Here is a 22,339-nt window from a genome sequence, read left to right as displayed (position 1 = left end):
AGGTAAAATATAGAGGATAATTGTACGGGAGGCGATATGCAGTGCAAGACTATACCATCACAGGAGAACAGCTCCAGGCGTTCAGGCAGCGCCTGGTGTGGGAGGAAAAGAGCCCCGCCACCATCGAGAAATACCTGCGGGATGCGGCGGATTTTACCGCCTGGCTGGACGGCCGGGCGGCGTCCAAGGCGGCGGCGGGGGCCTGGAAGGCCGCCTTGCTGGAGGCGAAGCTGGCGCCGGCCACCATCAACGTCAAGCTGGCGGCGGTCAACCGGTTCCTTGTATTTCTGGGCTGGCCGGCGTTTCGGGTGAAGCCCCTGCGCATCCAGCGGCGGCTGTTCCGGGACGACAGCCGGGAGCTGACGAGGCCGGAGTACCTCCGCCTGCTGGAGACCGCCCGCACCCAGGGCCGGGAACGGCTGGCGCTGCTGCTGGAAACCATTTGCGGCACCGGAATCCGGGTGTCCGAGGTGCGCTATGTCACCGTGGAGGCCGTGTACCGGGGAAGGGCCGAAATCTCCTTGAAGGGCAAGATCCGGACCATCCTGCTGCCGGGCAAGCTCTGCCGCAAGCTCCTCAAATACGCCAGGAAACAAAAAATCGCTTCCGGCGAGATTTTTCTCACTAGAAACGAAAAAGGCATCTCCCGCCGGCAGATCTGGGCGGAGATGAAAGCGCTGTGCGACAAGGCGGGCGTGGCACCTAGCAAGGTGTTTCCCCACAATCTGCGGCACCTGTTCGCCAAGACGTTCTACCGTGTCTGCCGGGACGTGGCCAGGCTGGCGGACGTTCTGGGCCACTCCAGTATTGAGACGACCCGGATTTACCTGATCTCCACGGGCACCGAGCACGCCGGGACTCTGGCACGGCTGGGGCTGATCTGTTAGAAATAGGACAGAATCGCCATTCCGATGCGGATGGCTGCAAAAAAATAACTAGACATACATAATTGATTTTAACAGTAACCAAATTCTAGCACAAAGCACCGCCAGCCGCAAGAGCTTTTACCGATTTGGGCAGCATAAAATGGCCGGAAAAGCGTCGAATTTTGTCCGGCTGCTGTCTTTGCGCCATTTTTGAGCCCGCGCAGGCTGCGCGGGCTTTTTTGCGCACATTTGCCCCTGGTCTGCAGGCCCTGTTTCGGTCCCTTACAGGAGGAAATGGCGATTCTGTTGACAGGAGGCGGGGAGATGAGGAGTCCAGAGGCTCTGAAGCCGCGGGAGACACACCGCACACCGGACTGGCCCGGCGCCGAGCTCAGCATGGAGACCATCCGGGCTTATCTGGCGGACCTGTCCGGCAGGGGACGCCGCAAGGGCACGGTGCAGATGTACAGTGCCAAGCTGCGGGCCCTCTATGACTACCTGCCCCCGGACAAGCAGATCTCCCGGGGAACGCTGGCTGCTTGGCGAGCATTCCTGCTGGAGGCAGGGTATTCCCCCAGCACCGTGAATACCCACCTGTCTGCCGCCAACGGGCTGATGGAGTACATGGGGCGGCGGGACCTGCAGTTGGTGGGGCAGCTGGAGGCGGACAAGGGCCTCCAGCCGGAACTGAGCCGGGTGGAGTATCTGCGGCTGCTGCAGGCTGCCAGGATACTGGAAAAGGAGCGGACCTACCTGCTGGTGAAAATATTCGCCCTGGCGGGCATCCGGGTGGGGGAGCTGCCTCAGGTGACCGTTGAGCGGGTGCGGGCCGGGCGCCTGCCGGTCCGTACCGGCAGGGAGCGGCGATACGTCCCGTTGCCCGCCTGTCTGCAGGGGGAGCTGCTGGACTACGCCCGGCGGCAGGGCCTGACGGCGGGGCCGGTGTTCTGCACCCGGAACGGGAAAGGCATGAGCCGGACCCAGGTGACGGAGGAGATCCAGACCCTGTGTCATGACGCCCGGGTAGAGGAGGAAAAGGGAACGCCCCGGTGCCTGCGGAAGCTGTATCTGGCTACCCGGGCGGAGGTGGAGCGCGGCGTGCGCCTGTTGGCGGAGCAGTCCTACGAGCGGATGCTGGACACGGAGCAGCTGGCCGCCGGGTGGGCGGAGGGAACCGGTCATTCCATCCATAAGGATGTTTACATATAAGATCACTGAAATATAAAAGGAGGAGAAGTGATGAAGAAACGGATCTTGTCAGCATTTCTGGTCCTCTGTATGATGCTGACAATGGTTCCCACTGCTGCCTTGGCGGCAGAAGACCCTGGCGGCGGCAACGGGAGCGACCGGGTCCACACAGAGAGCAACGACGGCGTCGTGGTGGACAAGACGGTCAACTATGATGAGGACGGAAATTATTCCCTGACCCTGGAGGCCTATGTCACCAACGAGGTGACCAAGGGAAGCAAGACCACACCGCTGGATATTGTGCTGGTGCTGGATGTCTCCGGGTCGATGGATGATGACCTGGGAGAGAGCACGTGGGAATATACCCCCACTGATGAACAGAGATGGTCGTATAGCGACATCAACGGGTCTCGGTGGACGACGTATTATTTCCGCGATGATGACGGCAACTACTACGAAGTGGAAGCTGAAAGTGATGGTTCTTGGGGGAACCGGCAATATTCCATCGGGTATTATACCGGCAGCGGGGTTTACCGGGACTGGAATCAGCTCGGTACTACCAGCAGGAACCAGAATGCCAACCTTTGGACAGGTACTCTTTACACGCGCCAAGAGATAACGACTTCCAAGATGGAGGCCATGCAGAGCGCTGTAAACGGCTTCATTGATCAAGTGGCCGAAAACGCGGCGGGTGCAGACAATGACGTGACCCACCGAATCAGCATTGTCAAGTTTGCGGATGACTCCTACGCGGACAGCGTCGGAAACGACCGCCAAGACGACTATTATGCCTACAACTATACACAGATCGTCAAGGACTTTACCACCGTCGATGCGGCGGGCGTTCAGCAGCTGACCGGCGCAATCGAAGCGCTGGAGCCCGCCGGCGCCACCAGCGTAGACTACGGCCTGACCCTTGCGCAGGACGTCCTGGACGGACAGTGGAGACACGACGGCGGCGAGTGGTGGGTCGAGGATCCGACGCTGACCGGCGCCCGGCAGGACGCCAAGCAGGTCGTGGTGGTCTTTACCGATGGTGAGCCCAACCACGGCAACGACTTTGATGACGATGTCGCAGCAACCGCTGTCAATCTGGCCCACGATTTGAAAAACAACGGCGTGACCGTGTACACCATCGGTATGTTTGAGGATGCGGATCCCGATGATATACGGGACAACTTCAACAAGTACATGAACGGTGTGTCTTCCAACTATCCCAATGCCACGGCAACAAATCGGTTCGGACAAGCAAGCTGGAATTTTTGCAATCTTGGCACCCGCGTGACGGAAGGCAACTACTACTTCGCGGCGGACGATGCCGAGGAGCTGGAAAACGCTTTCAGCACCATCGCCGATAACGTGAGCACCTCCAAGGTGGCGGCCGGCGCGAACACGGTGCTGTCCGACACGCTGTCGGACTTCTTCACCTTCCCGGAGGGGCTGACAGGCAGTTCCGATGCGGTGACGGTCCAGTATGCGAAGGTCACTGGGCAGGACCAATACGGCAAATATACCTGGGATTCTCTGCAGACGCTTGATGGCGTTACCCCTGTGGTAAATGCCGACAGCAAGACCATCACTGTGGAGGGCTTTGACTATACAGACCATGCGGTGACGAAGACTACTGAGAACGGCAACGTCACTTGGTCCGGCGGCAAGCTGGTCCTGACGTTCCCCATCCAGCCCGATGTAAACGGCAGCTGGAGCGACGCCGATACCTATGTGACAAATGACACGGGCGAACACAAGGCCGGTCTGAGCGGCTACATGGTGGATGAGAAGCCGAATCAGTCTCTGGAGCTGACGGAGTCCCCCGAAGCGCCGGTGGAGACGTATCAGGTGTTGTATGTTGCCAACGCCGATGATGCCGACGGTACGGTCACGGACCCCAAGTACTACATCACCGGCGGCGAGGCCATGGTGCTCCAAAACATGTTCACCCGGCCGGGGTATGAGTTTACCGGGTGGAACACCGAGAAGAACGGCGCCGGAACGCCTTATGCGGCGGGGAGTGCCATCACTATCAAAAACACCGATGTGACCCTGTACGCCCAGTGGAAGTCCTCCACGGCCAGCTATCGGGTAGAGTACTATCAGCAGAATTTGAAAGATGATAACTACTCGATCGTTGCAGCTGATACATTGACACCCTCTGGTACTGTCGGAGATACTGCCACTGCTGAAATCAAGGAATACGAAGGCTTCACTTATAATGAAAGCCGTTCGAATTCCTCCGGTATCATCGCCGAGGACGGCACGCTGGTGCTGAAGCTGTACTACGACCGGAACGAGTACACAGTGACGTATGAGTATGAAGGTACAGTCCCTGCGGGTGCGCCGGAAGTGCCGGGTGAACAGACCTGCAAGTACGGTGAGACTGTGGAACTGGCAAAGATGCCGGATGTCACAGATTACCGCTTCAGCGGCTGGTATTCTGAAGATGTTGCGCTGAGTGGAGGTTCATTTACAATGCCCGATCATGCTGTTGCGCAAATGTCAATAGGTAAGCGTAACAAAAAGTAAAAAAATTTTCAAACGGCCTCGATCAGTGCCCGGAACATGTCCGCGCTGCTGTACCATCCCAGGATCTTGCGGGGGTATCTGTTCAGCCAGTCCTCCACCATTTTTACCTCCTTTGGGGAAACTTTATCAAAGTTTGTCCCCTTTGGAAACTTCCGCCGGATCATCTGGTTTTGCTTTTCGTTGCTTCCTCTTTCGCTGCTACAATATGGGTGACAGTAGTACATTTTCGTGCGCTTCGCCCGCTTTTTTAATACGGATTGCTCCAGGCCGGCGCAGTCCGCGAACTCTGACCCATTGTCCACGGTGATTGACTTAAAAACAGCCGGGAACAGTTTCCCATATTTCCGCTCTATTGTGTTCAAGGCCCGCACCACGCTGCCGGCGGTCTTGTCCGGGATCAGCCGCATAATCTCCTGGCGCGTTACCCGCTCGGTCAGCACCAGGAGGCACTTGTGGCCGCCGCGGCAGGACACCACCAGATCCATCTCCCAGTGTCCCGGCTCCTGGCGTGTGTTGACTTCCTCCGGCCTTTTCTCTATGCTGTCCCCCTTGGAGGCGGATTTCATGCGGTGGATGTGCTTGGTTTTCGTCTTTCTCCTGGACCCCTTAAAGGGCAGATCCTTGTTGGTCAGTCGCGCAAAGATCCTCTTGTCCACATAGGAATACAGAGTTTGACGGCATACCCGGATCCCAAAATCCCCGTAAATCTCCGGGTGGTTTTCAATTTCATGCAGGGCGGCGGAGGGGCTAAAATCTTGATCCACGATCAGCTCCTCCAATTTCTCCGCATAATCCCTGTGATTTCCGATTTTCAGGCCCGGCCCTTTCGCTTCCATATTGGCCCGGTATCTCTGGTGTGACCGCTCCGGGATGTACTCGGTTACCTCGATGTAATCCGCGTTCATGTATGTATATGTCCCGCGCTTTATCTCCCGGCATACGGTGGCCGCGCTCACATGGAGGGCCGCCCCTATCTCCCGCAGGGTGGCCCCCTCTTTTTTCATCTTTGCAATTTTGTTCCGGTCATGCTCTGTCAGGTGTTTATATCCTTTCATGGGGCGGCCTCTCTTTCTCTGTAATATGGCAATAGGCCGGCGTGGTTCTCTCTACCACGCCGGCCTATTCTTTGCCCAGCAGCCACAGCACGGGGACCTCCAGGACCTCCGCAATGGCCACAGCTTCAAAGTCCGTCACAATTCTGCTCCCGCTCTCCATGCGGCTGATCACATCCCGCTCCACCATGATCCCCCGCAGTTGCAGCAGCTTGCATAGGTCTGACTGGGAAAGCCTCCGTTTCTGCCTGGCCTCCCGGATCCTGTCCCCGCACAAATTCCTTTTTCCGTTGATCTCGTAAAACTTCACCGGCGCCCCTCCGTTGTGGTTATGGCCCACATTTTTCTTGATATTACCACGGGATCGGCGTCAAACCCGTGGTAATAATCAGCAGAATAAAATATAGGCCCCACAGAGGGGAATTATCCATGTGATTGCCCCGGCGGTATTATTCCCCCAGGATTTCGTCCGCCAGTTTATCCATTGCCTTTTCCATAAACTCGTTCAGGCTACACCCGGCGGCCTCCGCCGCTCTTTGGTATTTCTCTTTCTTCCCCCGCTTTACATAGGGATAAAGCCGATCATAATTTTCGGCGTTATATTTGTTTTTCGCCCTCGTTGCGGCTGTTCCTTTTCTCTGTTCCATGCGATCGCCTCCTTGATGGCATTTTACCACCGTTTGTTATCTCACGCAAGTATATAACTTTCACAAACTCGCGTGAGTATATTTGTACAACATTCCATCTTGTTTTGATACTCACGCGAGTATATAATAATAATCAGAAAGGGGGTGGTTGATATGGGCAAGAAAAAACGCCGCAGGCGAAAGCCTACGGCGCGGCCCTCCAGAAAGGTTGACTTGCTGGCCGACATTCTGGCGGGCACGATCTCCGGCCTGATAACAGCGGCAATCCTCAAATTGCTTGACTGGTAAAGGCCAGGGGTGCGGGGCCTCAACCCCGCACCCCAAATATAAAACAAATCATCCAGCTTTGTCAATAGGAGGGCAAACGATGAAATTTATAATTTCTCTGGTGATCTTTGTGGCGGTGTTCGTCCCGCTCCGGCGGCTATTCCGCAGAATTTTGAAAGGTGGTAAAGATCATGTTGATTAAGCAGAACGGGAAATATGGTGCCATGGTTGGCAATATCCGGGTTTTCACCATGGAGCGGGCCGTGGAGGTCTATAAGATGTTCGCCGCTCTTTGCTATGCGGATCTCACCATGGAGGCCAGCGTGGTCCTTTCCAATGTTGGGGACGATATGCACCGCCTGGGATTTACTTGGGCCGAAATTGAAGATATGGAGCTGGAGGCAATCGCCTGATCCGGTGGATCAGGCGCCCTCTGGCGGAAAGGGGCCTTTTATGAAAATTAGAGAATACGCCAAATCGGTTGGCTTTGAAGTGGTCGGAAAACTGACCCGTCACCCTGAATGGGAATACGAAACAAACATGTATGATGGAAGTAAGCGACACAGCGGCGTGAAATCCTACTCTGATGACGGTGGCAATGTGTTCCATGTTGGAAATGGAGGTATTTGCATTGTCTCCGCTGATGATAGTGTAATTTAATCTATAATATAGCCCCCGGCACCATGTAGGTGCCGGGGGTCCTCTTTATTCCGTCTTGTCTTTTCCCCAGTTGGTGATCTGCTCCAGGGCCTCCCGGAGCTTATCAAATCCGAACATGGCCGCATAGCTGACGAACAGGCCCAGGGCCACCGCGCCGGCCACCATGTACCAGGTGACAGCCCAGCCCATGATCTGGCAGGCCGCAAAGAACGCCACCAGCGTGACGGCCATGGCCACCACCACCGCCAGGATATTTGTTGGGATCTTATCCCATGTGATTTTCTTGACCACCTGGGTGATGATGTTGGTGATCACGGTCAGGATCAGGGCCGCCAGCAGGATGGCGGACACCGCCAGGGGAATGTACTGCATAATGGTTTCCATGTGTATGTCCTCCTCTGATTATTTCACAGCCCCGCCCAGGGCGCACAGCAGCAGGTCCAGGGAGGGGAATGTGTTGTAATTGGCCAGCCAGAACTCCGGCGTATTGATCACGCCGGCGGCCACCAGGGCGGCCACGCCCTCCTCCGGCGTATTGGTGCGCGTCCCGGCCTTTGTGATAGTCTGCGCCGCCTTTTTCAGCAGGATCCCCAGGTATTGGACTTTCCCGGCCTCCGCCGCGTCTGCCCAGTAGTCCGGGGAATTGATCACGCCCAGCGCCTCCAGCTTGTCGGCAGCTGCCTGGGCCGTGTCCTGGAGCATGATCACCTGTCCCACCCGGATCAGGTTTTTGTTTTTGATGGCGTTGATCTCCGCCAGGGTGTCCACCGTCGTGCCGTATGTATTGGCGATCTTGGAAAGGGTGTCCCCGGACTTCACCGTGTAGATCGTGGCGCCTCCCGTTGTGTCGGAGGATCCGCCGCCCATTTTCTTTGCAATGGCGGCAAAGTCCGGGCAGATAAAGCCGCGGATGTATTTTCCATTCACCGCCATGGTGCGCTTTCCCACTTTTCCGCCGGACATGTTCCCCTCTGTCACCACGAAAGTGGAGGCTCCCGCCTGGGTGACAATCCCGATGTGGTCCCCGGATCCGGTGTTGTCGCCGGTTCCGCTATCGTCCCAATCGTACACGCAGGCGTCCCCGATCTTTGGCGTGTGTGCGTCGTTCTCAACCCAAATTCCCTTGTTCTTGGCCACCACGGTGAACTTTTCCACGCCGCACTCTGTCCCGGTGTACTCCGCAATCCCCGCCTTGATATACGCCGCGCTGACGGTTGCCGCACAATAGGCGTCTTTCACCTGCATTTTGTAGCCGCGGGCCAGCGGCTCGTGCCCGTTGTAGATCTCCAGGATCTCCAGGTGCTTGGCGCTTCCCTTTGTTGCGCCCACCCATGCGTTGATAATGTTGGCCACATTCTGCCGCAGTTGGTTCTCTGTCATTGGTAAACCCTCCTTAAATCCCCACATCGGACGGTTCCGCCCGCTCCGTGGGTGGTTCTTCCTGGTCGGCCTTTTGGCCGTTCCCGCTCGTTCTGGCGGCCTCCGCCGCCTTGTCCTTGTTGGTCTTGATCCATCCCATTACGCCGTTTTCAAGGCCGCACACGCCGAACACGCAGCCCGTCAGGGTGTACGGCTCGGCCCCTGTATGCCAGAACACCGCCAGATCCGCCACGGTGTAGGCAATCAGGATCACGGCCTCAAAAATCAGCACCTTGTCCATGACGCCCATCTTTTTGGGCGGTCCGGTCTTTGTCTGCCTCCGCAGGGTCCGCACCCTTTGGCGCAGGTGCCGGACGGTGGCGCCGCAGATCAGAAACCCCAGGGCGGTGCCCAGGGCCATGGCGGCAGCTGCCACAATCAGGCTTTTCACGGCGTTTCCTCCTTTAGAAAATCGTGCTTGATCAGCCGGTCATCATATACCCGGCTGATATTGGCCACGGCATGGGTGGTCCGGTTGTTCTGGTAGTCCGGGTTTTCCTTGCAATATTTTTCGTATTGGTCGATCTCCGCAAGAATTTCAATAAATTCCTCCCGCGTGTGTGGAATGTCCCGCAACAGTTCATTGTTAAATTGCAGGATCCTGGCCCGGTGCGCGTCCGCCGTCCTGGCTCCGTCCATTTTTATGTGGGCGTCCAGGATCTCGCGGGTTTCATCCAGCTTTTCGATCACATCCTTGTTGATGGCCCGCCCGATGGCCCGCGCAACAGCGGACCACGGATCCAGCTTAATGGGGGCAATCTGGATCAGCGTCATGGCCACCAGGATGATCCCGCCGCCGGTCAGCACCTCCGCCGCCGTCATGGGGCCACCTCCCCAATGGCCCGCGCATAGTCCCGGCGGACTGCCGCGATCTCCTCCTCGTGGTGGAGCGCGTGGAGCTGCGCCAGCTCCATGGCTTGGGCCTGTAAAATCACATTCATTCTGTCAATGATGGCGCACAGCTCCGTCACCAGCCGTGTGTTATCCATGGCGGTCACCCCCTTGCGCCGATCAGCGCGGCAATGTGCCGCAGGTCATCCACCGGGGCCTCGAAAAATGCGTGGCCCCACAGAAAATGATCCTCATGCTCCGGGTGCCGGTATTTCTGGCACACGGGATCCTCCCATACCAGATCCCAGCGCCGTTGATGGTCCTTGTCCCGCTTCTCCAGCCGTTTTGTGATGGCCAGCGTCAGGGCGCCCCGCTCCTGGCCCTGCCCGTCATCATTCCTGGCAAAATACAGGTGCGCCTTTCGGCTCGTTACTGCGCACAGCTGGCGCCCTTGATAGGTCAGGCGATCCTCCACGGCCTCCACCTCGGTGCCATAGGGTAGATTGACCGGCCCGGTGATGGTGTCGATCCTCGCCCGCCGCTTGACAATATAGGCTTTCCCCATGGGTTACGCCTCCGTTTCTGTTTCGGTTTCCTCTGCCTCTGTCCACCCGTACACACCAGGCTCCCATACATTTGCCGCCACATTACTGATCCAATGTTTCCCGTTGTGGCTCACTTTTGCGCCCTGGTCGTAGGCATCGTGTGCCCCCAACGGCTGTGACCACTCCGGCCATTCCTCTGCCGGATCCGAAATGCTCACCCACAGGCTCACCGCCGTGTCCGGTGTCCAGTCAGCTTGACTTGTGTGCGCCTGGAGGCATTTGTATAGTTTCCCGTCCGTGTAGCGCCGGATCTGTCCCGCCGTATAGTTGACTGGGTAAGCCCACGGGGAAAACAGGTCCGCGTGTTCTGCCGCTGTCACATTGTCGATGGATCCGGCCTCCGCCATGGTGGTGAATACGATCCCGTTTGTGGTGGCCGTCCGCTCGATCTCCTCCCCAGCGTCCGTTTCCTCCAGGATCACGCTCTCGGCTCCCTCCACGGCCTCCCGGCCCAGCAGGTGGTACACGGTCCCGCCGTAGGCAATCCCCGTCGCCTGGTCCTCCTGGCACAGCACAAAACACCCGTTTCCTGCCTGCCGTACATAGGTGGGGGCCTCGATCAGCGCCAGGGCCGCCCCGTCTTTTACGATCCGATACATGGTTTTACCTCCTCGGTTTTCCTGCCCTTGATGAACAGGGCATAATACAGGCGGCGCAGTTTCAGCACCCGCCCATGGTCGTTGAATTGCTCATAGTAGGCGATTGGGCCTTTCAGCCATTCCGCCACCTGCTCCACGATCTTTTCCCCAGTGTCCACCTGCTGGCGGAAATACCGCAGCTTGCGCCGCGCCCGCTTCATGCCGTCCCGGCACCCGTGTGTGATGATCCTCCCGCTGGGCAAAATCTGAAACTTGGCTTTACAAAAACGAAAGGGCTTGTCCAGGTCAATCACATGGCATTTGTTCCGGTTCACTTGCAGCCCCTTGGCCTCGGCCCGGCGGATCGCTTCCGCTTTCACCCGCTCCGCCCGCTCCCGGCTCTCCAGCACCGCGTCGTAATCGTCCATGTAGTGGCTCATTCCGTGGATCGAAAGCTGGCATTTCATCCAGTTGTCCAGGAAAGAGGGAAGCGCCACCATTTCCTGCTGGCTCGGCTCCACGCCCAGCGGCATACCCACACCGCCCGGCACCGCTGCCACCACCAGATCCGCCAGCGCCCGCAGGTTTGGATCCAGGATCAGCTCCCGGTGTCGTTCGTATATCAGCGCATGGGGCGCCTCCGGGAAAAAGTGGTGAAAATCCATCAGGAACATGGCCCCTGTTCTCCCGTACCTCCGGCAATGCCAGCGCAGGTGTTCCTTTAGCCTCTTGTAATGAAAATGCAGGCCCTTGCCCTTTTGGCTGGCGCCGTTGTCGTAGATCATGCCGGGGCAGTAGAGCGGCGCCAGTACCTCCTTGGTCAGCACCTTGTGGATCTGCCGGTCCGTGATGTGCGGCGCGTCGATGATCCGAAACTTTCCCCGCTCACACAGCGGGAATGATACGGTTTTTCCCGGCTTCCATTTGCCGGTTAGCACCTCGCGCCGGCGTTTCGCCGTGCCGGAAAACAAGTGCAGTTCAAAGTTCTGTGTGGACGCTTTCCAGCGCACCCCATTGCAGCACTTTTTCCCATGCTTAAACATGGTGTGGTAACTGAAAACGCCCTCCAGGCCGCCCAGCCTGTCGCTGCGGGTTTGCCTGTTCCGCCGCCGTCGTTCCTGGCGGCGTTTGTAACGCGCCTCCCGGCGCTCCTCGCTGGTCATAATAAAAAGTATTCGCCCTCCGCATAGTTGTCTTGTAGGTGCGCGTATAAACTACTTTGGCCCGACACATGAAACGGGGATAGCGCAATACCCCGCCATGCAAGCAGCGTCCGTGTTTGGCCGTCAGTGGGCAGTTTTAGGCATGACTGCCAGGGAAGTATTCCTCCTTTTATACGGGTTCGGGACGCGCACCGCGTCCGCTTTCAACCCATTCTATAAAATCCGGGGGCCACGGCCCTTGAATTGTCGGCGTTGTTGTTGTTGGCCGTGCCGTCCGTATTGACAAGGCAGAAATTGTTGCTGTTCGACGCATTGACGGACCGGCACCACGCATTGACCGCCGCCGCCTGCCGCCCTGCCACACGGCACTTGTTCAGAAATACACCCGTGTATGACCTATTTCCGCTTTTTATCGCTCTCCATAACTCCCTTTAGGAGATCGGCTTCCTGGTTAATCAGATCCCCCAGGTCCTGGCTCATATTGTCCAGTCGCTCCATGGCCTCCTTGGCCGGCACCTTGTGGCCCTTTCCGTCCGTGAAAGCGCCCTGCGGATTGCAGTACAAAATTTGATAGCAATGGGACAGGCGCACATCCAGGGCCGAAAGGTGGGCCATGGCCTCCAGGTGGTGGCTTTTCCGCAGATCCTTGCGCAGCTGGTCCGACGGATAGATCTTGTTTGCTTCCTCCGCGTGATCCATGACCTGCCCGGCCAGGTGTGCGGTGTCCGCCGCAATCAGCCGGGAATATCGCGGGGACACCCTCGAAAGAAAATCCACGGTTTTCACATAAATCTGGTTGGCCACATTCACATATTCCGCTTTGCTTGTGGTCCTCTTATCTTTCAGAACGGACACGGTGGTGTCCTCCTCTCACAGTGTTTGCGGCCCCGTTTCCCGCCCGCTTTCGCGGACGGGATAGGGGCGGGATCCGCTGCGGCGGATTAGGCGGCAAAGCCGGGAGCCACGGCCCATGAATCGTCGGCGCCGCCGGTGGCGGCCGTGCCGTCCGTATTGACAAGGCAGAAATAGTTGCTGTTCGACGCATCGACGGACCGGCACCACGCATAGACCGCCGTTCCCGTGTTGTCGTGCCTGTAATGCACCTTGCTGTTGCCCGCCTGGTAATAGGCATACTGCTGTTGGTAATTCTGCTCCGCGCTGTTTGCGTAGCTCCGGCTTCCGTGGTATTCAAACTCCGCCAGCAGGAAAAGCCAGTCGGTGGTGGCCGTCACATAGCTGGCCGTGTTGGATCCGCCGCCGGTGTTGTCGCTGTACTTGGTCACAGACTTCATAACGGCTCGGAGATCCGCAGGCAGGGCCGCCAGCAGCGTGTTTGCCGGCGGGCTGGAGGGTGTCCCGGTGTTGCCCAGGATATTCCGCCGCATGTTGGAGCTGTTCCAGCCTCCGGTATTGGTCCGGCTGGTGTTCATGTTGAAGTACCCGGACCCGCTCGGATAGCTTCCGTATTGGCTATCACACAGGCCCACCAGCTTGTTGGAGATTTTCCCGATCTGGAAGTGGATCCGGTTGCTCCCCTCCCGGCTGCTGTTGTGGTTGAAACCCAGGATAAAGACGGCAATGGACAGGTTGGAAAAAGTGAAATTCCCCACTTTCCCGTTGATGGTGATGGTCTTTGTGTCGCCCACATCCCAATAGTTGTCCCCCTGGCCTGCGTCGGAAACCGCCTTGATGGTGGCCCACGAATTGCTGTTCAGGGTGGAGCTGATCGTGGTCACGGTGATGGCCTGGGTGGTGGTCTTGGTCACGCCTCCCTCGCTGTACGAAATGGTGATCGTATTGTTTCCCGCCGCCAGGGCGCCAGTGGGGGAATAGGTGTACCCGCTCACCGCCGCGCTGCTGTCATCGGTGTAATAGGCGGTCACCACCATGCCGGCGGTGCTGAAATTCTCCCCGGAGAAATAGCTGGTCCGGCTGGGCGGCGTGGTTACGGCGATATGGTCCAGCACCTTGGCCACCGTGATGGTCTGCGTGTCCGTTTTGGTTACATCGCCCTCCGTGTAAGAGATCGTAATGGTGGTGTTGCTCATGCCCAGGGCGGTGTTTGGGGAAAAGGCGTACCCGGTCACCGTCCGGCTTTGCCCGTCGGTGTAGTGGGCGGTTACCACCATTCCGGTGGGGTCGAATATTTCCCCATATTTGTACGCCGTTTTTGTGGGCGGCGTGGTGATCTCAATGCTGGACAGCACCCGTACAGTCACTGGGACGCTGGTGGTTTTCTGGATCCCTGCCCTCTGATAGTTCACGGTGATGGCCGTGGTGTCCTTGGAAATGCTGGTGGGGGAGAATGTGCAATCGTTGGTCACATTTTCGGTTGTGTCATCCGCAAATGTCGCCGTTACCACCATTCCGGTGGGGTCAAACGCTTCTCCGATGTAATAGGTGGTCTTTGTGGGCTGCGTGGTCACCGCCACCCCGCTTGTGATCATCAGGTCCACCTCATACAGCAGGGCGCCGGTTACCTCCACCTCCTGGCTGGCGCTCTCTCCGTCCAGTGTTGCGGTTACGGTCCATTCCCCGATGTGTGGCAGCTCAAACTCCGTTGTCCCCGTCCCTTGCAGGGTGGTTTCCCCGTCCGAACAGGTAACGGCGGCACCCGCGCAGGTGGTTACCTTAATACTGGGGCTTTGTACGCCTATGGCCTCTTTCAAACTCTGGAGGGTGGCCCTCATGTGCTGGCCGCTGGTGTGGTCATAGAACGGGATGTAATCCTGCGTGGTCATGGCCTCCGCCGGCGTCAGGGTGTTGGTGGGCGGCTGGTAATCGGTGCCCGGTGTGGCCGCCCCTACGCTGTATGTGTCCCCGCCCTCTCCGGTGGCCTTGGTCCCTTTCAGCAGGCCCTCCACCTTGATGGCGTCCTGCTTGTCTTTCAGGGCGCCGTTGTGGGCCTCCGGGTCCTCGTTGTGATCGTCGATCAGATCATCCAGACTTGCCTCCAGCTGCGGCTTTAGGGTGTCGTTGAACAGCTCCGCCACATCCTCGGCGGTCATCCATGCCTCCGCCGGATAGGACACATCAACCTCCACGCCGGCGGTCACGGTGATGGAAACGGGGTATCGGCGCACATCCGGGGCGGTCCCCTCCACATAGGCGCTCACATACTGCTTTTGATCTCCCAGGGATCCGTAATAGACCATTGTTTCCGCCACGGTTTCGGTCTTTGCGTACACGCAGAAACCGCCGATCCAGAAACCCTCTTGCAGCCCTCCGTTCAGGTCGCTGCGGTATTCCACCACCATGTTGACGGCGGCTCCGTCCACCGTCGGCGTGATGCTGGTTCCGTTCGGGCCTGGGTCAATGGGGGCGGTAAGCTGCCTGGCCGCGTTTGCGCTTTCCGCGGTCCCCTTGTCCATGACCACCTTGGTGATGGTCAGCTTATCGCCGGCCACCATGTTGGCCAGCATGTTGTTGCCGGCCTCCGTGATTACAAATCCGTAAAACATTTTTTCCTCCTTAATCCGCCGCCGGGATGGCGGTCTGCATAATGGACCCGAAAACCCCGCCCGCTCGGATCGGTGCCTCCAGGTTGTAGTCCATGGGCGCCGCCGGCAGGGCGGTGGACATGTAGCCCCGCCCCATGGCCCCCGTGATGGTCAGGACCGCGGGATCCATGACCGCAATGGTGATAATGTCATCCAGCCAGGAGGAAAGGCGCTTGACAGAGGACAGGACCCGCCGGAACTCCTCCAGCTCTCCCGGCCCCACCTCGCCGCCGTCCCCGACATAGGCTCGGAAATGATGCGGCTCTCCGTCGTACTCGTACCACTCCTCGATGTACCCGGTTTCAAAAATGGTTTCAATGATCCGATTGACCGCCGCGGGGGTGCCCATCTGCGTGTAAAACAACAGGGACCCCTCGATCAGCGCCCGCTTGGTTTTGATGGAATAGTTTTCATCATAGGACGGGGTGCGCAGCTCCACCGCCATGTAATCCAGTAGCCACTCCGGCATGGTGGCAATGGCCGCATAGGTCCGCGCTGCGTCAGAGTATGCGCACAGTTTTTCCACCTGCCGCCCTACCGCGTAGGCAATCGCCTGGACTTCTACCTGGCTTGCCAGGTTCTCCGGCGCAATATCGGTAAACCGGCTCCCGGAAAGTTTAATCATCTTCCAGCCCCCGTAACTGATCACGGCCTCGCCCTGGAGGGCGGACACTTTGGTGGCGGCCACGGCGGTGTATGTTGGGGCCGTCACGGTCACCCGCTTGGCGCCCGCCTCCATAATAAGCGCCACCAGCTTGGACGGGTTTATATCTCGCCCAATGGTCCGCTGCCATGTCTTATAATCTTCCACGGCCTGGGCCACCGCCGCTTGAATGGTCACGGCCTTGGCGCTGTCGCTCCGGTTTATGTAGTATGTCAGGTTGATGGTGTATTGGACCTCCTCCGGGGCCGACACATTGACCAGATCCGTCATGGGGCGGATCGTTTTGTCGTTCAGGTAGCCTTTCAGACCGTTGATCATTTCCGGCCCCGGTGTGGATCCGTCCGCCATGATGAAAACAATGTCCACGGTTCCCGCTTCCTGGTCGCTGGTGGCCACCACATCCCCTATGGCGGGGTTGTACGCTTTGGAGTGGTACAGATAGCCGTCCTCCGGTCCTGCCGTAGAATAGGCGCCAGGCGCCAGATAGACCCGCTCCGCCAGGTCTGCGTCGCTCTCAATCTCCGCGCCGCCCTCCGTGGTGGTGGTGTTGGTTACGCTGGCCACATAGGGGACAGGATCCACAATGGTGGACAGCTCTCCGGCGGTCAGCCCGTTTCCTGCGCTTCCTGTTTCCGTGCAGGTGGCCGGCACATCCACGGTGGTGCTGCCCGCCGGGATCTCTGCATATTCATCCGTGGCAAAGTACACCGCCCCGGAGGAGGCCACCCTGGTGCCCTGCGGGATTGCCGTGGCCGTTTCCCGCTCCGCCGAAAGGGTAAAGCGCAGGGTGCATGTTGCCGCCGTTGCCTGGTTTCTGGTCACGCCCTTAAAGATCGCCAGATTGTCCAGAAAGTCGGAATAGCTGTATTTCAGCAGGCTTTGTTTGCCCTGGCGGTCTATGTACTGCATGGCCTGGTAAATCTGCGCCGCTGCGGCGTATAGGATCATACGGTGGACGCTGGCCCGGTCCAGGGAAACAGCCACGCCCTGGGCGTTTGTCATGTATTCCTCATAGTCCGCCACCATTTCGCTGCGTACATCTTCCACAGTCTTATTGTCAATGAAACTGATCTCTGGCGTGTTTTCGATTGCCGACATATCAGGCACTTGTGATCACCACCTTGGGAAAAAATTGTCCCTCGCCTCCGTGGGTCCACTCCACGGATTGCACCCGCACCTCCGGGATAAATTGGGCCGTCTTTTTTGTGATCTCCGCCACATACAGGCTTTTTGCTACCTCCGGCGGCATGTCCACAAAATCCATGTTGATCCCAAACTCCCGATCCAGCGGCATGGTTCCCTCCCTGGTGGAATACAGCAGGGCCAGTTTTCGGTCCAGCTCCGCCAGCTTGTCGGAGGCGAAAGTGAATTGTAGTTGAAAATCGTATGGTGAAATATTCATGCGTACTCCTCCAGGGTGATGGACAGTGTGGCTTTCGCCAGCTCCCCGCGGTTAAATATGGTGTTCCATGTTTCGCTGGATCCGGTCAGGCGGAACGGGTTCCCGCCCACCGGCCTGTTTCCGATCACCAGATATTCCGCCGTCCCTGCCTCCACCATGCCCTCCACCCGCTCCAGCACGGTCCTGGGGCGTACCCCCAGGCCGGCGGACAGGTAAATGGGCAGGGTTACACTTTGGAGGCCAGGCCCCAAAAACTCCGCTTTCGGCTTTGCTCCCATGGTTTCATGGATTGCCCAGCGCCCGGAGATCTCCCTGGTCATTTCCTGGAGGATCAGGGCCGTTTCGTCGCTCACCTCGAACACGATACGGCTCCCCAGTGTTCCAATGGTCACAGTTTATCCCCCTATCCGAACATTAGAGCTGCCGCCCGTCACGGTCCCGCTCCCGCTATGTGCCGCCAGGGCGTCGCCCATGCGGGCCGCCGCTTTCCCGTTGATCCGTACGGTCCCGCTCCCAGCTCCCACGGTGCCCTCGCTGGATCCACAGCACCCGTCCCGCTCGGTGGTAATGCTTCCCACCGTAGCGGCAGCCAGCCCGTTGATCCGCACGGTCCCGGAGCATGCCCCGGAGATCTCCCCGCTGAACTGCTCCGGGGAATGTGGCGGCACATGCCCCGTGTGTTCCCCCGCGGTGGTCCCTGCCACCGCGTCGGTTATCCTTGCCGCCTGCGGCATGGCTGTTCCTCCTCTAATTCAGGTCAATGGTGGCCCCGTTGATGGTTACGGCGCCGCCCGCCTCTATGTTGATGGCTCCGGCACATTTGATGGTTAGTGTGCTTCCGTCGTACCGGATCATGGCTTTCCCCGGCGTCCGGTCCAGATCCTTGCGGAACAGGCCCGCCGCACCCTCCGGGGCTTGTTGTTGTTTGACCAATACCGGCCCAGCACCAGCCCCGCCTCGGTTCCGTTGGACAGGTGCAGCACCATGACTGGATCGCCCACCTGGGGCATGTTGTACTCCGTGCAAAGCATTGGCAGGGGTGCGGTTACGCTATCGTCTTTGTCGTGATATGCCACCCGCACCAGGCCGGCGGCGTAGTCGATGGACGAAACCTTTCCCACTCGGAAAATATCGTTTGCCATGTGTCCCTCCTCTCAATCCGCCGTCAGTGCGTTGGCCGCGCTGATCAGCAGGGTGTCCAGCCACGCCAGGGAGGTGTAAGCGGTTGCCCAGTAGTCGGGGGAGTTGATCACGCCGGTTTTTGTCAGCACATCCAGCGCCGCGTCCACCGTTGTGATACTTGTCCCACCCTGGTTTACCTTGATCCTGGTGGCCATGTTCAGGATCAGGCCGTCCAGGTTCTTCACATCCTTGTAATGGGCCACCCAATATTCCGGGGAGGCCATGACGCCCACGGCAGCCAGCCTCTCGGTGGCGTCCTTGATCACTTCCTCGGTCATGGCTTCCACCAGTGACAGCTCCAGGTCCATGGTGTAGCCGTTCCCGACATGGTGGGTGATACTGTCGATGTAATACTTTCCAGACAGGCGCCCCAGGCCCACCACCGTGACGCATTGGGTGGCCACCAGCGTGGCATTTCCGGTGATGGTCATGGAAATGGTGGTGTGTCCGTGGTTCGCGCTGTCCACCGCCGCCTGGATCTTTCTCTCTGCGTCTGCCAGGTTGTCGGCCTTTCCGGATTGTTTCAGGATCCTTGTGCCCGTTCCCACCGTGGCCTTGATCTCCTCCTCGGTGATCGGGTCCGTGTAGGTGTATTCCCCGCCGGTGTAGGTCCCGGCCAGGGTCTTTTTCCAGCTCCAGCTTTCAATGTCGCTCTCCCGGATTGTCAGCACCGGGTCCTTTTTCTTGTATGCCTCGCGGTCAAATACCACGATTTTTGAGCATACACTTTCATGGCGTAGCCGTAGCTCTCGCACACCTGCATGTAAAAGTCACAATCTGTCTGGCTTGACTGCTCAATGGATTGGATCGTGAATGGCGTCCCCTCCACATCCCAGGCCAGAGTAATTCCGGCCCGGCTTGCAATCTCTTTCCCGATCTCCTGGACCGTGACTTTCTCCCATGTCTTTGTCCGTTCGGTTTCCCGAAATGCACCGTCCGCCGGTACAGACACGGCGGATATGGTCCCGGTGATCGGCCACCCCGCAAACTCGAAATTGTCCAGGATGAAAAACCCGCAGGGGAGGGTGCGGTTGTCGCCCTCCCGGTCCCAGTTGGAAATTTTGATGGCGGCCTCCAGCGTGTCGCCCTCCAGCGGCAGCCACGCCACCGTCCATTGGCGGTCCCTGTCGTGGATCGAAATATCCAGGCTGTCCGCTTCTCCGCTTGCTGGATCCGTGTATGTGATCTCTGTTGTTTGGCCCAGCATTTTGCTTTTGACTGCCGCGCCGTTCCAGGTTAGATCCACCTCCGCGCTGCGTGTTTTCATGCCTGCGTCCTCCAGATCGGCAGATTGGCCGTTTCGTCATCCTCCGGCGGGTCCGGCGTTTGCAGGACCGTTCCCGCCCCAAACACGAAAATGTCCAGCAGGGGAAAATTGTTCTGCATAAGCCAGCCGGTATATTTTTCACTTCCATATACCTTGTGCGCGATAGCGTCCCAGGCGTCCCCCTGTTGGGTGGTATAGGTTCCTGCCATGCGTGGCCCTCCTTATGCCGGGGAAAAACTCTTGCGCCGTTCCTCGGCTTTCATCTGCTTATACATTTTCTTGAACTCCGCAAAACTCATTCTTGCGGCGGCCACAGCTTCCTCCTTGGTCGTGTTCCCGTAGAAGTTGAACACGGGGGACCATACGATGTGATCCCCGCCGGCGTCCTCCTGGCCTCCTCCGCCGCCCTGCGGTTTCGGTTTGGTCCACTCGTCCAGCAGCTCCGCCAGCTTGGACAGCGGCATGACCGCCTCCGGCTCCCCGCCCTCGCCGATCATGGCCAGTGTTGGGGCGGTTGCAACGCCGCCGGCGGCCAGCGCCGGGATCGTCGGAATGTTGAAACCCAGCGTCGTTCCGCCCACGCCCGGCACCCAGTCAGGGATCGTCACGGATATGCTGTTGATCTTGGAAATAACCCAGTTGATGGCGGAGATCACCGCGTTAATGGGAACTTTTGCCAAATTCACGATCATCCCGAAAACGGATCCGAAAATATTTACCACATTCTGCCATGCGGCGGACCAGTTGCCGGAAAATACATTCGTGATAAACTCGATCAAATTCGTCAGAATTGTGATCACATTTTCGATGTACGGGGCCATGGCCACAAACGCCGCCTCCAGGCCGCCCAGCACGACGGTGCCCAAATTGGCCAGGACGGGGGCCAGACTGGTGGCGATCAGGCTCACCAGGTTTCCAAATGCCTGAATGAGCGGTTGCACCCTCTGCCAGATCCCCATAACGGAATTTCGGAATTTTTCGCTCCGGTTCCACAGGATCACAAAAGCGCCTGCTACCGCCGCAATTATGGCAATCACCACAGTGAACTGGCCGCCCAGCAGGCCCACCACCGTTTTCAGTAGTCCGCCTTGCTTAATTGCCGTTCCCAGCACCGTGCCGATCCCCTTAATGGCTCCCGCCGCCTGCCCTGCGGTTTTCAGGGCCATATAGGCCCCCACCGCGGTGGCAATGGCTCCGGCCAGGGTCAGCAGCATGTCCTTGTTTTCTCCGATCCATTGGGCCGCGGTCTTGGCCGCCGGGATCACATTGCTTTCCACATATCCGCCCAGCTTTTCCACAGCGGCCTGCACATTGGGGATAACTGTTGCTGATAGGAAATTTAGGCCGTCTAATATGTACGGCTCCAGCTGTTCCCCGATGGTCCACAGGATCTCCTCCGCCTGTCGTTTCACGCCCCGCATGGCGCTTTCCAGGTCGTTGTACCGCACAGAATTGATCTGATCCAGTGCCCCTTGGGTGTCATAGGCCGCCGTGGAGGCGTCCGCCATGGCCTGCATGGCCTCCGCCCCCAGGTCCTCCCACATGGTCCCGAACAGGGAAACGCCGATGGCGTCCCGCTGCACCTGATCGTCCACATCCATTAGTGTGTTCAGCACATCGTAAAACGCCTTGTTTGCCGCCTCTCCGCCGCCGGCAAAGGTTTCCATCATGTCGCTGGCGTTGTAGCCCAGGGCTTGGAACGCCGCCACCGTGGTGTCGCTCCCGTCAATGGACCGGATTGAAAACTCTTTGATGGCGTCGCCCACTTTGTCCAGGTTCCAGGCCGTGCTATCCGCGCCAGATTGCAGCAGTTGGAACATGCTGTCTGCCGTAAATCCCAGCTTGGAGAATTGGCTGGAATATTCGTTGATGGTGTCGATCAGTTCCCCGGAGTAGTCAAGGCCGTTTTGCGCACCCGCCGCAATCAGGCTAAATGCTTCTTTCGCGGATCCACCAAAATTCTTTTGGATGGCCGCCGCGGCGCGTGTGCTTTCCTCCACGCCATACTCGAAAGTGTCCTGGAGGGCCAGGGCCGCCTCCGTTGCCTCCACAATTTCGTCCGGCGAGATATTTTTCATGTTGCGGTCCACCAGGGACACGGCGTCCGCCACATCTTGCAGGCTTTCCCCGTAGTTGTCGGTGTACACCGTGTCCATGGCGTCCTGCAAATACTCCAGTTGCTCACCGGCGGCTCCGGTGGCCGCCGCCATGCTGTTGGCTGCCTGCTGGTGTTCCGTGTAGGCTTTCACGGAGGCTACGCCCACCGCGCCGATGGCCGCCGTTGTCACTCCGGCGGCCACCTTTGCGGCTTTGCCGATCTTTTCCGCTGTCTTGGCCAGTTCTCCCAGCTGTTCGTCTGCGTCCAGGCAGGCTTTTTTCAGGGAGCTGTCCACCCGTCCGGCGATTTTGATTGCCAGATCATAGACTTTTCCTCTTGCCATACAGTTTGATCGCCTCCTCCGCTATGTCCTGTAATTCCTGCACGGACAGGTGCATGAAATAGTCCACACCTGTCCGCAGCAGGA

28 protein-coding genes are annotated in these 22,339 nt (G+C 58.5%); 6 read left to right on the top strand and 22 right to left on the bottom strand.

Translation table 11 applies throughout. The features are described 5' to 3' along the window. Window positions 1-41 precede the first annotated feature (41 nt). From EIO64_RS08560 to EIO64_RS08550, 3 genes are all read left to right on the top strand, one after another. On the top strand, window positions 42-887 hold the full coding sequence (locus EIO64_RS08560; protein ID WP_136891220.1) for a tyrosine-type recombinase/integrase: 846 nt from the start codon (window positions 42-44) through the stop codon (window positions 885-887). 303 nt (window positions 888-1,190) lie between these two features. Then, window positions 1,191-2,075: a tyrosine-type recombinase/integrase gene (locus EIO64_RS08555; RefSeq protein WP_158629747.1), complete on the top strand. Its 885-nt coding sequence runs from the start codon at window positions 1,191-1,193 to the stop codon at window positions 2,073-2,075. 30 nt (window positions 2,076-2,105) lie between these two features. Further along, a complete protein-coding gene (locus EIO64_RS08550; RefSeq protein ID WP_136891218.1) occupies window positions 2,106-4,577 on the top strand; it encodes an InlB B-repeat-containing protein in 2,472 nt (823 codons plus the stop codon). A gap of 8 nt (window positions 4,578-4,585) precedes the next feature. Here the strand turns inward: EIO64_RS08550 and EIO64_RS08545 are convergent, their stop codons facing one another. The 3 genes from EIO64_RS08545 to EIO64_RS08535 form a co-directional block, all read right to left on the bottom strand. After that, the gene (locus EIO64_RS08545; RefSeq protein WP_136891217.1) at window positions 4,586-5,632 is read right to left on the bottom strand and encodes an IS30 family transposase; all 1,047 of its coding nucleotides are present in this window, start codon (window positions 5,630-5,632) and stop codon (window positions 4,586-4,588) included. Between the two features lie 64 nt (window positions 5,633-5,696). Beyond that, window positions 5,697-5,939 carry a helix-turn-helix domain-containing protein gene (locus EIO64_RS08540; RefSeq protein ID WP_118427884.1) on the bottom strand — a complete coding sequence of 81 codons (243 nt, stop codon included), beginning with the start codon at window positions 5,937-5,939 and terminating at the stop codon, window positions 5,697-5,699. Window positions 5,940-6,078: 139 nt separating this feature from the next. After that, the gene (locus tag EIO64_RS08535) at window positions 6,079-6,276 is read right to left on the bottom strand and encodes an antitoxin (RefSeq protein ID WP_118427883.1); all 198 of its coding nucleotides are present in this window, start codon (window positions 6,274-6,276) and stop codon (window positions 6,079-6,081) included. Between the two features lie 153 nt (window positions 6,277-6,429). Here EIO64_RS08535 and EIO64_RS18785 point away from each other — a divergent pair, with 153 nt between their 5' ends. From EIO64_RS18785 to EIO64_RS08525, 3 genes are all read left to right on the top strand, one after another. Continuing rightward, window positions 6,430-6,564 carry a hypothetical protein gene (locus EIO64_RS18785; protein ID WP_283251958.1) on the top strand — a complete coding sequence of 45 codons (135 nt, stop codon included), beginning with the start codon at window positions 6,430-6,432 and terminating at the stop codon, window positions 6,562-6,564. Window positions 6,565-6,734: 170 nt separating this feature from the next. Further along, window positions 6,735-6,956, top strand: coding sequence for a hypothetical protein (locus tag EIO64_RS08530; RefSeq protein WP_118427882.1), 222 nt, complete (start codon window positions 6,735-6,737; stop codon window positions 6,954-6,956). Between the two features lie 40 nt (window positions 6,957-6,996). Then, window positions 6,997-7,203: a hypothetical protein gene (locus EIO64_RS08525; RefSeq protein WP_136891216.1), complete on the top strand. Its 207-nt coding sequence runs from the start codon at window positions 6,997-6,999 to the stop codon at window positions 7,201-7,203. Window positions 7,204-7,248: 45 nt separating this feature from the next. Here EIO64_RS08525 and EIO64_RS08520 read toward each other — a convergent pair whose 3' ends face one another. The 19 genes from EIO64_RS08520 to EIO64_RS08430 all read right to left on the bottom strand — a co-directional run bounded on the left by EIO64_RS08520 (window position 7,249) and on the right by EIO64_RS08430 (window position 22,255). After that, window positions 7,249-7,587, bottom strand: coding sequence for a hypothetical protein (locus EIO64_RS08520; RefSeq protein ID WP_136891215.1), 339 nt, complete (start codon window positions 7,585-7,587; stop codon window positions 7,249-7,251). Between the two features lie 18 nt (window positions 7,588-7,605). Then, window positions 7,606-8,583, bottom strand: a complete 978-nt coding sequence (locus EIO64_RS08515; protein WP_136891214.1) for a LysM peptidoglycan-binding domain-containing protein — start codon at window positions 8,581-8,583, stop codon at window positions 7,606-7,608. Between the two features lie 13 nt (window positions 8,584-8,596). Then, entirely contained in the window at window positions 8,597-9,013 is a 417-nt protein-coding gene (locus EIO64_RS08510) for a hypothetical protein (protein WP_136891213.1), read from the bottom strand. Next, window positions 9,010-9,444 (bottom strand): hypothetical protein, encoded by a 435-nt coding sequence (locus EIO64_RS08505; RefSeq protein ID WP_136891212.1) that lies wholly within the window; start codon window positions 9,442-9,444, stop codon window positions 9,010-9,012. The genes EIO64_RS08510 and EIO64_RS08505 overlap by 4 nt, the downstream gene beginning before the upstream one ends. After that, window positions 9,441-9,611 (bottom strand): hypothetical protein, encoded by a 171-nt coding sequence (locus EIO64_RS08500; RefSeq protein ID WP_158629746.1) that lies wholly within the window; start codon window positions 9,609-9,611, stop codon window positions 9,441-9,443. The genes EIO64_RS08505 and EIO64_RS08500 overlap by 4 nt, the downstream gene beginning before the upstream one ends. 5 nt (window positions 9,612-9,616) lie before the next feature. After that, window positions 9,617-10,018, bottom strand: a complete 402-nt coding sequence (locus EIO64_RS08495) for an isoaspartyl peptidase (protein WP_136891211.1) — start codon at window positions 10,016-10,018, stop codon at window positions 9,617-9,619. A 3-nt stretch (window positions 10,019-10,021) separates the two neighbouring features. Then, a complete protein-coding gene (locus tag EIO64_RS08490) occupies window positions 10,022-10,657 on the bottom strand; it encodes a carbohydrate-binding protein (RefSeq protein WP_136891210.1) in 636 nt (211 codons plus the stop codon). After that, window positions 10,642-11,799 carry a reverse transcriptase family protein gene (locus EIO64_RS08485; protein ID WP_136891209.1) on the bottom strand — a complete coding sequence of 386 codons (1,158 nt, stop codon included), beginning with the start codon at window positions 11,797-11,799 and terminating at the stop codon, window positions 10,642-10,644. Before EIO64_RS08485 ends, EIO64_RS08490 begins: the two co-directional genes overlap by 16 nt. A gap of 396 nt (window positions 11,800-12,195) precedes the next feature. After that, window positions 12,196-12,654 (bottom strand): hypothetical protein, encoded by a 459-nt coding sequence (locus EIO64_RS08480; RefSeq protein WP_136891208.1) that lies wholly within the window; start codon window positions 12,652-12,654, stop codon window positions 12,196-12,198. An 86-nt stretch (window positions 12,655-12,740) separates the two neighbouring features. Beyond that, complete coding sequence (locus EIO64_RS08475; RefSeq protein WP_136891207.1) at window positions 12,741-15,260, bottom strand: bacterial Ig-like domain-containing protein; 2,520 nt, start codon at window positions 15,258-15,260, stop codon at window positions 12,741-12,743. Window positions 15,261-15,270: 10 nt separating this feature from the next. Further along, on the bottom strand, window positions 15,271-17,061 hold the full coding sequence (locus EIO64_RS08470) for a phage tail protein I (RefSeq protein ID WP_158629745.1): 1,791 nt from the start codon (window positions 17,059-17,061) through the stop codon (window positions 15,271-15,273). 1 nt (window position 17,062) lies between these two features. Then, window positions 17,063-17,365 (bottom strand): hypothetical protein, encoded by a 303-nt coding sequence (locus tag EIO64_RS08465; protein ID WP_136891206.1) that lies wholly within the window; start codon window positions 17,363-17,365, stop codon window positions 17,063-17,065. Next, window positions 17,362-17,757, bottom strand: a complete 396-nt coding sequence (locus EIO64_RS08460; protein WP_249390857.1) for a phage tail protein — start codon at window positions 17,755-17,757, stop codon at window positions 17,362-17,364. Before EIO64_RS08460 ends, EIO64_RS08465 begins: the two co-directional genes overlap by 4 nt. Before the next feature lie 3 nt (window positions 17,758-17,760). Beyond that, the gene (locus tag EIO64_RS08455) at window positions 17,761-18,099 is read right to left on the bottom strand and encodes a PAAR domain-containing protein (protein ID WP_136891205.1); all 339 of its coding nucleotides are present in this window, start codon (window positions 18,097-18,099) and stop codon (window positions 17,761-17,763) included. A 117-nt stretch (window positions 18,100-18,216) separates the two neighbouring features. Continuing rightward, window positions 18,217-18,507, bottom strand: a complete 291-nt coding sequence (locus EIO64_RS08450; RefSeq protein WP_136891204.1) for a hypothetical protein — start codon at window positions 18,505-18,507, stop codon at window positions 18,217-18,219. Between the two features lie 12 nt (window positions 18,508-18,519). Continuing rightward, window positions 18,520-19,257 carry a hypothetical protein gene (locus tag EIO64_RS08445; protein WP_136891203.1) on the bottom strand — a complete coding sequence of 246 codons (738 nt, stop codon included), beginning with the start codon at window positions 19,255-19,257 and terminating at the stop codon, window positions 18,520-18,522. Then, window positions 19,212-19,814, bottom strand: coding sequence for a phage late control D family protein (locus tag EIO64_RS08440; RefSeq protein ID WP_136891202.1), 603 nt, complete (start codon window positions 19,812-19,814; stop codon window positions 19,212-19,214). Before EIO64_RS08440 ends, EIO64_RS08445 begins: the two co-directional genes overlap by 46 nt. After that, on the bottom strand, window positions 19,811-20,023 hold the full coding sequence (locus EIO64_RS08435) for a tail protein X (RefSeq protein ID WP_136891201.1): 213 nt from the start codon (window positions 20,021-20,023) through the stop codon (window positions 19,811-19,813). Before EIO64_RS08435 ends, EIO64_RS08440 begins: the two co-directional genes overlap by 4 nt. Window positions 20,024-20,035: 12 nt before the next feature. Next, complete coding sequence (locus tag EIO64_RS08430) at window positions 20,036-22,255, bottom strand: phage tail tape measure protein (RefSeq protein ID WP_136891200.1); 2,220 nt, start codon at window positions 22,253-22,255, stop codon at window positions 20,036-20,038. Window positions 22,256-22,339: the final 84 nt, after the last annotated feature.

The sequence above is a fragment of the Dysosmobacter welbionis genome (genome assembly GCF_005121165.3).
GTDB lineage: Bacteria > Bacillota > Clostridia > Oscillospirales > Oscillospiraceae > Oscillibacter > Oscillibacter welbionis.
Note: the sequence above shows the minus strand (reverse complement) of the source record. Positions and strands in the feature narration are given on the sequence as shown.

Excerpts from the sequence above, each read along its gene's own strand:
- EIO64_RS08470 (WP_158629745.1), bottom strand. The coding sequence starts at position 17,061 with ATGTCGGCAATCGAAAACACGCCAGAGATCAGTTTCATTGACAATAAG.
- EIO64_RS08450 (WP_136891204.1), bottom strand. The coding sequence starts at position 18,507 with ATGGCAAACGATATTTTCCGAGTGGGAAAGGTTTCGTCCATCGACTAC.
- EIO64_RS08455 (WP_136891205.1), bottom strand. The coding sequence starts at position 18,099 with ATGCCGCAGGCGGCAAGGATAACCGACGCGGTGGCAGGGACCACCGCG.
- EIO64_RS08440 (WP_136891202.1), bottom strand. The coding sequence starts at position 19,814 with ATGAAAACACGCAGCGCGGAGGTGGATCTAACCTGGAACGGCGCGGCA.
- EIO64_RS08490 (WP_136891210.1), bottom strand. The coding sequence starts at position 10,657 with ATGTATCGGATCGTAAAAGACGGGGCGGCCCTGGCGCTGATCGAGGCC.
- EIO64_RS08555 (WP_158629747.1), top strand. The coding sequence starts at position 1,191 with ATGAGGAGTCCAGAGGCTCTGAAGCCGCGGGAGACACACCGCACACCG.
- EIO64_RS08500 (WP_158629746.1), bottom strand. The coding sequence starts at position 9,611 with ATGGATAACACACGGCTGGTGACGGAGCTGTGCGCCATCATTGACAGA.
- EIO64_RS08495 (WP_136891211.1), bottom strand. The coding sequence starts at position 10,018 with ATGGGGAAAGCCTATATTGTCAAGCGGCGGGCGAGGATCGACACCATC.
- EIO64_RS18785 (WP_283251958.1), top strand. The coding sequence starts at position 6,430 with ATGGGCAAGAAAAAACGCCGCAGGCGAAAGCCTACGGCGCGGCCCTCC.
- EIO64_RS08515 (WP_136891214.1), bottom strand. The coding sequence starts at position 8,583 with ATGACAGAGAACCAACTGCGGCAGAATGTGGCCAACATTATCAACGCA.
- EIO64_RS08550 (WP_136891218.1), top strand. The coding sequence starts at position 2,106 with ATGAAGAAACGGATCTTGTCAGCATTTCTGGTCCTCTGTATGATGCTG.
- EIO64_RS08485 (WP_136891209.1), bottom strand. The coding sequence starts at position 11,799 with ATGACCAGCGAGGAGCGCCGGGAGGCGCGTTACAAACGCCGCCAGGAA.
- EIO64_RS08465 (WP_136891206.1), bottom strand. The coding sequence starts at position 17,365 with ATGAATATTTCACCATACGATTTTCAACTACAATTCACTTTCGCCTCC.
- EIO64_RS08430 (WP_136891200.1), bottom strand. The coding sequence starts at position 22,255 with ATGGCAAGAGGAAAAGTCTATGATCTGGCAATCAAAATCGCCGGACGG.
- EIO64_RS08530 (WP_118427882.1), top strand. The coding sequence starts at position 6,735 with ATGTTGATTAAGCAGAACGGGAAATATGGTGCCATGGTTGGCAATATC.
- EIO64_RS08435 (WP_136891201.1), bottom strand. The coding sequence starts at position 20,023 with ATGGCAGGAACCTATACCACCCAACAGGGGGACGCCTGGGACGCTATC.
- EIO64_RS08535 (WP_118427883.1), bottom strand. The coding sequence starts at position 6,276 with ATGGAACAGAGAAAAGGAACAGCCGCAACGAGGGCGAAAAACAAATAT.
- EIO64_RS08545 (WP_136891217.1), bottom strand. The coding sequence starts at position 5,632 with ATGAAAGGATATAAACACCTGACAGAGCATGACCGGAACAAAATTGCA.
- EIO64_RS08525 (WP_136891216.1), top strand. The coding sequence starts at position 6,997 with ATGAAAATTAGAGAATACGCCAAATCGGTTGGCTTTGAAGTGGTCGGA.
- EIO64_RS08505 (WP_136891212.1), bottom strand. The coding sequence starts at position 9,444 with ATGACGGCGGCGGAGGTGCTGACCGGCGGCGGGATCATCCTGGTGGCC.
- EIO64_RS08520 (WP_136891215.1), bottom strand. The coding sequence starts at position 7,587 with ATGGAAACCATTATGCAGTACATTCCCCTGGCGGTGTCCGCCATCCTG.
- EIO64_RS08475 (WP_136891207.1), bottom strand. The coding sequence starts at position 15,260 with ATGTTTTACGGATTTGTAATCACGGAGGCCGGCAACAACATGCTGGCC.